This is a genomic window from Lutibacter sp., assembly GCF_013139515.1.
Classification (GTDB): Bacteria; Bacteroidota; Bacteroidia; order Flavobacteriales; family Flavobacteriaceae; genus Lutibacter.
Window position 1 is genome coordinate 1 of record NZ_WTAR01000061.1, and the last position, 10,511, is coordinate 10,511.

Sequence of the window (10,511 nt, forward strand, 5' to 3'; positions counted from 1 at the left end):
TTTGAGTATCATTTGTGCAAGACACATATACCAACATACTCACCAACAATGGCAATACTAATAAATACTTTAATTGTTTCATTTTTTGTGATTTTTCTTTTGTAATCATAATAATTCGTTTTTTTATTAATGAATGTTTAAAAAATTGGTTGATAAACATTATGTTTTCAACATTAAAAGTTTGGGCTAGTAATTTGTTGAAATAAGTGTTTCTATCTGACATATTTACCACTTCAGCATCAGAAATATATTCATGCAATAGTGTTATTCTTTTTTGATATACATATACTATTGGGTTAAACCATAAAACAATTTTTAGGAATTCAAAAAACAATAAGTCTATGGTGTGTTTTTGTTTACAGTGTATTAATTCGTGTTTAATTATTTGTAAATCTTTACTTTTTAATAATTGTTGATTTATAAAAATATAATTGAAAAACGAAAAAGCAGCTTGTTTACCTTCTAATAATACCAAGGTATAATTGGTTTTTCTAATCACTTTATTTGAAGTAATTAATTTGAGTAATTTTGTCAACCGCACTAAAAATAACAATGTAAATGCAGCTGCTCCAACATAAAAAATAATTGCTAAATAATTTATTGATGAATTATGCTGATTAACTTGTTCTATAACAACTTGAGGATTTAAAAATACCGTTGGTAATTGCTCAATATATTCTTGTGAAACAACATCTTTTAGCGTTTCAAACTTCAATAAAGGAATTACAAACGACAAAAAAGGTGTTATTAATAAGTAGAACCTATTCCATTTAAAAAACGTTTCTTTCTGAAAAAACAAATCATATAAAGCCAAAAATATGGTTTGAAAAATAACTACTTGTAGTATATAATTTATCATTTCTTTTGTTTTTTATCGTTAATAGCATCTAAAATTGTTTCCAATTCATTTAAATCAACATCATTTTTATTCACAAAAAATGATACCATACTTTTAAAAGAACCACCAAAGTAACCATCAACCAACTTGTTTAAACTCTGATTGCTATAATCTGTTTTCTTTACCAAAGGAAAATAAATATAACCTCTACCCTTTGCTTTGTGACCAACAAAATTTTTGGTTTCCAAAATTCTAATAATGGTAGAAACTGTATTGTATGCAGGTTTTGGTTTTGACAATTGATCAATTATATCTTGGACAGATGCTTCTTCTAACTCCCATAAAACTTGCATAAATTGCTCCTCTGCTTTTGTTAATTGTTTCTCCATTTTTATAACTAAGTTTTTAGTTTAACAATACAAATATAACTAAATATTTAGTTTAAACTAATTTTTTAGTTAAAGAAACAATAGATTCCTTTTTTCTTTTTAGTTTTAAATTGAAATCATAAATTAGCATATGGATATTTTTTTACTAATTATCGGATTTTTAGTTGCCTTATTAGGCATTATTGGCTCATTTTTGCCCGTATTACCCGGCCCTTTAACTAGCTGGGCAGGTCTATTAATACTTCACACCACAAATTCCGTTCCAATGAATTGGACTTTTTTAGGTATCACATTAGTAATTGCAGTAATAATTTGGATTATAGATTACTTTATCCCTGCTATGGGAACAAAAAAATTTGGTGGCACACGTTATGGAGTTATTGGAACCATGCTAGGTTTAATTATAGGTTTGCTATCTCCTATTCCTTTTGGGATTATTATTGGGCCTTTTGTTGGAGCTTTTATTGGAGAAATGATGCATGAAAAAAATTCAAAAAAAGCTTTAAAAGCGGCATTTGGCTCGTTTCTTGGCTTTTTAACTTCATCATTTTTAAAATTTATAGCCGCTGTAATTTTTACAGGATTGTATGTTGCAAAATTTTGGGAATATAAAGAGGCTTTCTTTAGTTTCTAATTTAAAACGAAAAGGTATAAAATAAAAAAAGCGTCCCGGTTTTTCGGGAAGCTTTCCATTGGTTTTAAAAAAACCTGACGCTATTAACGTCAAACAACACAACTAAACCGCACCAAAATGCGGTAAGCAAATATATACAATTTTATGAAAAAACAAATTGTAAATTCTTTTTCTTTCTAAATTACTTATTTTTCTGAATTGATTGTATCTTTGCGAACTGTTTTAGTTTCTTTAAAAAGAACTAAAAAACAATCGTTTATAATTTAAAATAACTAAAAATGAAACATCTAATTAATTTAGCAACTGTCTTACTTGTTTTTTTAACCGTATCATCTTGTAAAACTGATACTAAAAAAGAACAAGAAACTAAAGAACAACATACTGATCAAATTAGCAAAAAAGATTGTAAAGATGTTCATTGGTCTCATCACAAAGGAGAAGATGGACCTGAGAATTGGAAAAATTTATGTGATGGATTTTCTGATTGTGGCGAGAATGCACAATCACCTATTAATATAATTACAAGTAATGTTTCAAAAGTAGATACGTTGATAGCTGCAAAATTTAGTTATGGAACATCTGGTGTTGATATTATTAATAATGAGCATACAGTTCAGTTTAACATATCTGGAGAACATAACGTAAACTTAAATGGTACAGATTATAAATTATTACAATTTCATTATCATACTTTAAGTGAACATACTATTGATGGTAATTATTACCCAATTGAAGTTCATTTTGTACATAAAAATTCTGATACAAATTTTGCTGTATTAGGAGTTCTTTTTGAAGAAGGTGAATCAAATGCATTATTTGAAAAATATCTTGATAAATTCCCTACAAGTAAGGGTTCATTTAAATCTGAAGATATCATAGACGTTTTAAGTTTATTCCCAGAAAATAAAAGCTATTACAATTACAAAGGTTCTTTAACAACACCTCCTTGCTCAGAAGTTGTAAACTGGTATGTTTTAAAAACACCTTTAACAGCTTCAAAAGAGCAAATTGAAGTATTTTCAAAAATTATGAATAATAATTACAGACCTATACAAGCTTTAAATAGTAGAGAGGTACAAGTTTACAATCATTAAATAGACACTGCATGCAATTATCAGCACTTGAAATAATTAGGAGAGAATCATTACAAAAACTACGTGATTTAGGTATCAATCCTTATCCTGCCGAAGAATTTAAAACAACAGCAACAATTCAACAAATAACATCAAAATTTGATGCATTTGAAGGAAAAGAAGTTGTTTTAGCGGGAAGAATGATGAGCCGTAGAATTATGGGAAAGGCTTCATTTGCTGAATTAAAAGATGCAAGCGGAAGAATGCAAATTTATGTGAACCGCGATGAAATTTCTTCGGAAGAAGACCCAACTATGTACAATACTGTTTTCAAAAAACTATTGGATATGGGCGATATTATTGGTGTAAAGGGTGAAGTTTTTAAAACAAATGTTGGTGAGGTTTCTGTAAAAGTAAAAGAGTTAACGGTACTTTCTAAAAGTTTACGTCCCTTACCAGTTGTAAAAACGGATGCTGATGGAAAAGTTCATGATGCTTTTGCAGATAACGAGCTAAGATACAGAAGAAGATATGTAGATTTAATTGTAAATGATCACGTTAAAGAAACGTTTATTAAACGTACAAAAATCACCAATTCTATGCGTGAGTTTTTTAACAAACGTGGCTATTTAGAAGTTGAAACACCTGTACTTCAGCCAATTCCAGGTGGTGCAGCTGCTCGCCCATTTATGACACATCACAATGCCTTAGATATGCCTTTGTATTTGCGAATTGCGAATGAGCTATATTTAAAAAGATTAATTGTAGGTGGTTTTGATGCAGTTTATGAGTTTGCAAAAGACTTTAGAAATGAAGGAATGGATAGAACTCATAATCCTGAATTTACGGTAATGGAATTGTATGTAGCGTACAAAGATTACAACTGGATGATGGATATGACTGAGGAATTGTTAGAGAAAATTGCAATTGATACGAATGGAACAAGTGAAGTTCAAATAGGTGAAAACCAAGTTAGTTTTAAAGCTCCATACCCTAGAGTTCCTATTTTAGAAGCTATAAAAATACATACAGGTTACGATGTTGCTGGAATGAAAGAAGTTGAATTGAGAGGCGTTTGTAGAAAAGTTGGAATTGAAGTTGACGAAACCATGGGAATTGGTAAAATGATTGATGAATTATTTGGCGAAAAATGTGAACACCTATATATTCAACCTACATTTATTACAGATTACCCAAAGGAAATGAGTCCTTTAACTAAAGAACATCGTACAAATCCAGATTTAACAGAGCGTTTTGAATTAATGGTAAACGGTAAAGAATTAGCCAATGCATATTCTGAATTAAATGACCCAATTGATCAACGTGAACGTTTTGAAGATCAAATGAAATTATCTGCAAAAGGTGATGACGAAGCAATGTTTATTGACCAAGATTTTATACGTGCTTTAGAATACGGTATGCCTCCAACTTCAGGAATTGGTATTGGAATTGACCGTTTAGTAATGTTTATGACTAACAACGCTTCAATACAAGAAGTTTTATTCTTTCCTCAAATGAAACCTGAGAAAGTAGCGCCAACTGTTGAACTAAATGATGATGAAAAAGCAGTTTTTGAAATTTTAAAGAAAGTCGAAAAAATTGCATTGGCAGATTTAAAATCTCAAAGTGGTTTAAGTAATAAAAAGTGGGATAAAACTATGAAAGGATTAAGCAAACACAAGATTGCCAAAGTAACTAATTCAGATGAAGGGTTATTTGTTGAGATAGTTTAATTAAAATACCATTCTGAATGTATTTCAGAACCTTATAATATAAAAAAGGAATTACTTTAGTGTAGTTCCTTTTTTCATGCAATAAACTAATTACTTATTAATCAAATTATTGTAACAAATATCACTTATAAACTAAGCCATAAATAACATAAATAAATCACAATTTGGTAAATTTGATAACACCTTAAAAGTTAATCAAATTATGAAAAAATATGTTATTTCAACTTCAATTAAATCATTAATTTTAATCGCTATAATTTTTTTAGTAAGTTGTAATCAAGGAAAATCAGACAAAATGACTAACTCAAATATATTATTAGAAGAGTGGACAGGGCCATACGGAGGTGTACCTGCTTTCGATAAAATGAATCTTAATTCTATAAAAGAAGCGCTAGAAATAGGAATGCAACAAAACCTTGATGACATTCATGCTATTACTTCAAATTCTGAAACCCCAACTTTTGAGAATACAATTGTAGCACTTGAAAAAGCGGGTGAAGTATTAAATAGAGTGCAACAATATTACGGCATATGGAGCGCAAATGTTTCATCTCCAGAATTCAGAAAAACACAAGGAGAAATGGCGCCTGTTTTATCTGAATTTCGATCTAAAATCTCTCAAAACAAAGAACTATTTCTTCGCATTAAAGAAGTTTATTCAAACTCTTTAAAAACACCGCTTGAAAATGATAAACAACGTGTAGTGCAACTTATTTATGAGCGTTTTGCAATGAATGGAGCCGAATTAAATGAAGAAAAAAAGGCTAGATATGCTGCAATTAACAAAGAGCTTTCAACTCTTTACACCAATTTTTCAAATAATATTTTAGCTGATGAAGAAAACTATGTCGTATATTTAAACAAAGATGAATTAAGTGGTTTATCTGAAGCTATGATTAAATCTATGGCTAAAATTGCTTCAGAAAAAGGACAAGATGGTTTATATGCTATTCCAAATACACGCTCTTATATGGCCCCATTTTTAACCTATTCAAACAATAGAGTTTTACGTAAAAAAGTATGGGAAAATTACTATTCTCGTTGTGATAATGGTGATGAATTTGATAATAATGAAAATATTGCTAAAATTTTAAAACTAAGAAAAGAACGTGTTGCTCTCTTAGGCTTTAATAATTATGCAGATTGGCGTTTGCAAAATAGAATGGCTAAAACTCCTGAAAACGCCATGAATTTAATGAATGCTGTTTGGCCTGCGGCTATTGCTAGAGTTAAAGAAGAAGTTACTGATATGCAATCAATAGCAAATTCTAACAAAGATAATATTACTATTGAACCTTGGGATTATAGATATTATGCTGAAAAAGTAAGAAAACAAAAATACGACTTAGATTCTGATGAAGTTAAACAATATCTTCAACTTGATAAATTAACACAAGCTTTATTTTTTGTAGCCGATGAATTATTTAATTTCAATTTTACACCAGTTCCTGATGGTAGTGTTGCTGTTTTTCATGAAGATGTTAAAGTTTGGGAAGTAACTAATAAAACTACTGGAGAACATATTGGTTTGTGGTATTTAGATCCTTTTGCCAGACAAGGAAAACGTTCTGGAGCTTGGGCAACAACTTACAGAAGTCATTCAACTTTTAATGGAAAAAAGAATGTTTTAGGTTCTAATAATTCAAATTTTGTGAAGCCTGCACTTGGCGAACCTGTTTTAGTATCTTGGGATGATGCAACAACATTTTTACACGAATTTGGCCACGCATTACATTTCTACTCTTCCAATGTAAAGTACCCTACTTTAAATAGTGGCGTTAGAGATTACACCGAGTTTCAATCACAAATTTTAGAACGCTGGTTATCAACCGATAAAGTTATAACTCAATTTTTAGTACATTACAAAACTGGTAAACCAATGCCAAAAGAATTAATTGCGAAAATAAAAAAAGCAGCTACTTTTAATCAAGGTTTTGCAACAACTGAGTATTTGGCTTCTGCTTTAATGGATATGAAATTACATATGGCTGACCCTACTAATATTGATATTGATGCTTTTGAAAAAGAAACTTTAGTTGAAATGAATATGCCAAAAGAATTAGTAATGCGTCACCGTACACCACATTTTGGCCATGTGTTTTCAGGAGAAGGTTATGCAACAGCATATTATGGATATATGTGGGCTGATGTACTGACTTCTGATGCTGCTGAAGCTTTTGCTGAAGTTCCTAATGGTTTTTACGACAAGGAACTTGCGACTAAAATGGTTGACTATTTATTTGCACCAAGAAATACAATAGACCCTGCTGAAGCATACAGATTATTTAGAGGACGTGATGCAAAAATTGATGCAATTATGAGAGACCGAGGATTTCCAGTTCCAAAAAATTAAAATAACACCTTAAAACCTTTTAAAAGGAATTACTTCATTGTAGTTCCTTTTTTTTTCTAAAAAATTACTAACTTGTATTTTTAAATTAATTCCGTTTCAATTAAACTTTTGGGTAATGATTAAGAGAATAGCACTTCAAATCAAAAAAAAACTAGCAACATCACTTTTAGTTTTCACTTTAATTCTTAGTTTTCAAAACTACACTCAGGCATCAAACACACTTATTAAAAACGATACTATTAGTTTTAATGAATACAAAGGAAAAGTTATAGATGGTAAAACAAAAAAAATATTAGTTTTTGCTTCATTAACTGTAGATGGTACAAACATTAGTACCGTCACCAACACTCAGGGTAAATTTATATTAAAAATTCCTAAAAAAAATACGACACAAAATGTAACTATTTCGTTTTTAGGATATACAAGTAAAGTATTAAACTTATCTAATTTTAGTGATAAAACCATTATAAAATTAGAAACTTATATTGAAGAACTTAACGAAGTCAAAATTTCAATAAAAGATGCAAAATCACTTATTTTAGAAGTATTAAAACGAAAAGGTGATAATTATTTTAATGAGCTAACAACTATGACTGCCTTTTATAGAGAAACCATCAAAAAAAGAAGAACGTATGTATCTCTTTCTGAGGCAGTTGTTGAAATTAACAAACAGCCTTATACAAATACTAAAAAAGACTTTTTAAAATTACATAAAGCACGTAAAAACACAGATTATACACGTCTTGACACTGTTGCTTTTAAACTTAGAGGTGGGCCTTTTAACTCATTATATATTGATATTATAAAAAATCCAACATTTTTCTTTGAAGAAGACATGGTTGAAATTTATGATTTTAGCTTTGATACACCAACAAAAGTTGACAACCGCATAATTTACGTGGTTAATTTTAAACAAAAACCACATGTTAAAACTCCTCTTTTTTATGGAAAATTATATATTGATGCCCAAACACTAGCATTAACCAATGCTAAATTTCAATTAAATGTTGAAGATAAAGAAAAAGCAAGTAAAGTGTTTATTGTAAGAAAACCTAAAGACGCTAATGTGTACCCTACTGAAGCATTGTATCAAATAGATTATCGTGTTAAGAATGGCAAATGGTATTATGGTTACAGCAGAATTCAGCTTAGTTTTAAAATTAATTGGAATCGTAAATTATTCAATACCATATACCACACAACAATTGAAATGGCGATAACAGATTGGAAAAAAAATGAAACAAATAAATTGTTTAAAGTTAAAGATAGGTTAAGGCCTTCTGTAATTATAAGTGAAAAAGCTTCTGGCTTTTCTGACCCAGAATTTTGGGGAGCATACAATGTTATTGAGCCAGAAAAACCTATTGAATCTGCCATTAAAAAAATTAAAAAACAGTTAAAAAAATTGGAACAATAATTAGAGTTTGGCTTTTGATTTAGGATCAAATGTCAAACACACTACTAAAAAAAGAACACCTTTATTTTGGTAAACAACTAAAAAACCAAACTAAATAATAACAAAAAGCAACGATTGTAAAATCGTTGCTTTTTTGGTTTTAAAGAATAATTGTTTTATAAAAAAGATAAAATTAAGGTGCACAAAAACGTCTTATTACTAGTAGTAATAGTAACCTCGTAATTGGTTATATTATAGTTCTACTCATGAGATTGCTTCATCATCATTCGCAATAATGAAACTAAACCGTCATTCTCGCGAATGCGAGAATCTTTAGCAAAGGAGAACTACAAAATATTTAGCCTAGTATACGCAGGTTTCCATCAAATTTAGAACAACGGGTTTCAATATTATTTAGACAATCAGTTTTGTTTTTTGAAAAAAGGAAGTTTAACCTTAACCCTTAAAGTAAGAAAAAGCAACCAACAAAACTTTGTATATCGGTAAAAGATAATGAAATATCATCAAGAGATATTGAGTTATCCGTTGAACTTGTCAAAAAAAATAGTACAATTAATATCATAGGATAGTACAATTAATATAAAAAAATAGTACAATTATTTAGAGAAAATACTATTATTTTTAGAAATCGATTAAAACCCCTTTAAAATCAAGAGGTTTGGAAGTAATATAAAGTTACTAAAATTGGTATTTAGAAACACTATTTTATCAACTTATTTTTAAATAAATTAAAATTGATAGAATAAAATGATAAGCTATTTAATGTTGTTTATTATATTTTGAATTCTTTTATTCTCAGTATCATAATCAATAGTTACAGCCTTCTTTTCTGGAAATTGTTCAATCATAACTGTAGTAGATGGGAACGCAAAATCAACTCCTAATTCTTGTGCTAATTCTAAAATTTTAATATGCAAACTATGTTTAGATGATTGCTCTAAACTCCAATCTAAAGCAACAAAATAAACATTTACCAATATCAATAATGAAGAATCTCCAAAACCCGTAAACTCAACATTAAAGGCATCATCACGAGTAGCTGGATGTATTTCAATAATTTTTCGAACACCCGTTACAAAAGCGTCTATTAATTCTGGTGGTGTATCATAGCGCAATCCTAAATTTGTTGAATAACGACGAAAAGCACGCAATCCTTTATTATTCACAACCATTTCAGACAAACTACTATTTGGTATTTGATACACCGAAGTATCTGCAGCCCTTACAGTAGTAGAACGAAACCCAACAGTTTCAACCGTACCAACAACTTCACCGGCTTCAATCCAATCACCAATATGAAAAGGTTTATCAATAAAAATCATTACGGTACCAATCAGATTTTTTACAGTGTCCTGAGAAGCTAAAGCAACTGCTAAACCACCAATTGAAGCTCCAGCAATTACAGTTACTGGTTCAATTCCAAAAAGAGTAAGCAACTTCAAAAAACCTAAAACTATAACAATTCCAGTTAAAAAATTATTCAAAATTGGGACTAATTGATCATCTAATTTACCATGTGTAGATTCAGCAAAATCTGCATAAATACTCATTACAACCTGTACTAGTTTTAAGAATACATAAATCCAAAAAACTGTTACCATTATATTTAACACTAAAAACAACACCGTATTTACCTCTAAATGAAGTAACAGTGATGGAAGCACTATTTTAACAAACCACATTAATAACAATAGTACTATTGGTCTTGTTAATTTTTTTAAAGCTGTTTTAATCTTTTCACTTGATTTATGTATAATTACATATTGTATTTTTTGCAAAATGAAGAATACAATTTTTTTAAGCACATAAAATAGCAGAATACAAATAGCAATTATAATTAGCAAACCTAAATATTGCCATACCTCAATTTTTAAAAATTTAACATGTCCAACATCTGGAATAATTTGCTGTAACTTCTCAGTATGCCAAGGATACATACTTTTGTAAAGTTCATTTACTTTTAATACTGTTTCAGAAGAATAATACCAATTTCCTTCCACCTTTTCAATAAATATTTCTGGAAATTGGTGTGGAAACAATACATATCTATACCCAATATCATATCCAGTAGTAT

At 29.4% G+C, this 10,511-nt stretch carries 8 protein-coding genes; 5 read left to right on the forward strand and 3 right to left on the reverse strand.

Features of this window, described 5'->3' with window-relative positions:
- Together GQ540_RS06105 and GQ540_RS06110 are read right to left on the reverse strand one after the other, a co-directional pair.
- Positions 1-859 (reverse strand): M56 family metallopeptidase (locus GQ540_RS06105; RefSeq protein ID WP_291798843.1); only part of this gene is annotated, 859 nt, incomplete at its 3' end.
- Complete coding sequence (locus GQ540_RS06110; protein ID WP_291798844.1) at positions 856-1,227, reverse strand: BlaI/MecI/CopY family transcriptional regulator; 372 nt, start codon at positions 1,225-1,227, stop codon at positions 856-858. The genes GQ540_RS06110 and GQ540_RS06105, both read right to left, overlap by 4 nt.
- A 130-nt stretch (positions 1,228-1,357) precedes the next feature.
- On the opposite strand from GQ540_RS06110, the gene GQ540_RS06115 reads away from it, so the two are divergent.
- From GQ540_RS06115 to GQ540_RS06135, 5 genes are all read left to right on the forward strand, one after another.
- The gene (locus GQ540_RS06115) at positions 1,358-1,861 is read left to right on the forward strand and encodes a DUF456 domain-containing protein (RefSeq protein WP_291798847.1); all 504 of its coding nucleotides are present in this window, start codon (positions 1,358-1,360) and stop codon (positions 1,859-1,861) included.
- 278 nt (positions 1,862-2,139) lie between these two features.
- Entirely contained in the window at positions 2,140-2,955 is an 816-nt protein-coding gene (locus GQ540_RS06120) for a carbonic anhydrase (protein WP_291798849.1), read from the forward strand.
- Between the two features lie 11 nt (positions 2,956-2,966).
- Positions 2,967-4,667, forward strand: coding sequence for a lysine--tRNA ligase (gene lysS / locus GQ540_RS06125; RefSeq protein WP_291798852.1), 1,701 nt, complete (start codon positions 2,967-2,969; stop codon positions 4,665-4,667).
- 202 nt (positions 4,668-4,869) lie between these two features.
- The gene (locus tag GQ540_RS06130) at positions 4,870-7,020 is read left to right on the forward strand and encodes a M3 family metallopeptidase (RefSeq protein ID WP_291798854.1); all 2,151 of its coding nucleotides are present in this window, start codon (positions 4,870-4,872) and stop codon (positions 7,018-7,020) included.
- A 115-nt stretch (positions 7,021-7,135) separates the two neighbouring features.
- Positions 7,136-8,437 carry a carboxypeptidase-like regulatory domain-containing protein gene (locus tag GQ540_RS06135; RefSeq protein WP_291798857.1) on the forward strand — a complete coding sequence of 434 codons (1,302 nt, stop codon included), beginning with the start codon at positions 7,136-7,138 and terminating at the stop codon, positions 8,435-8,437.
- Positions 8,438-9,192: 755 nt separating this feature from the next.
- Here GQ540_RS06135 and GQ540_RS06140 read toward each other — a convergent pair.
- Positions 9,193-10,511: mechanosensitive ion channel family protein (locus GQ540_RS06140; RefSeq protein ID WP_291798860.1), on the reverse strand; the 1,319-nt coding region annotated here is incomplete at its 5' end.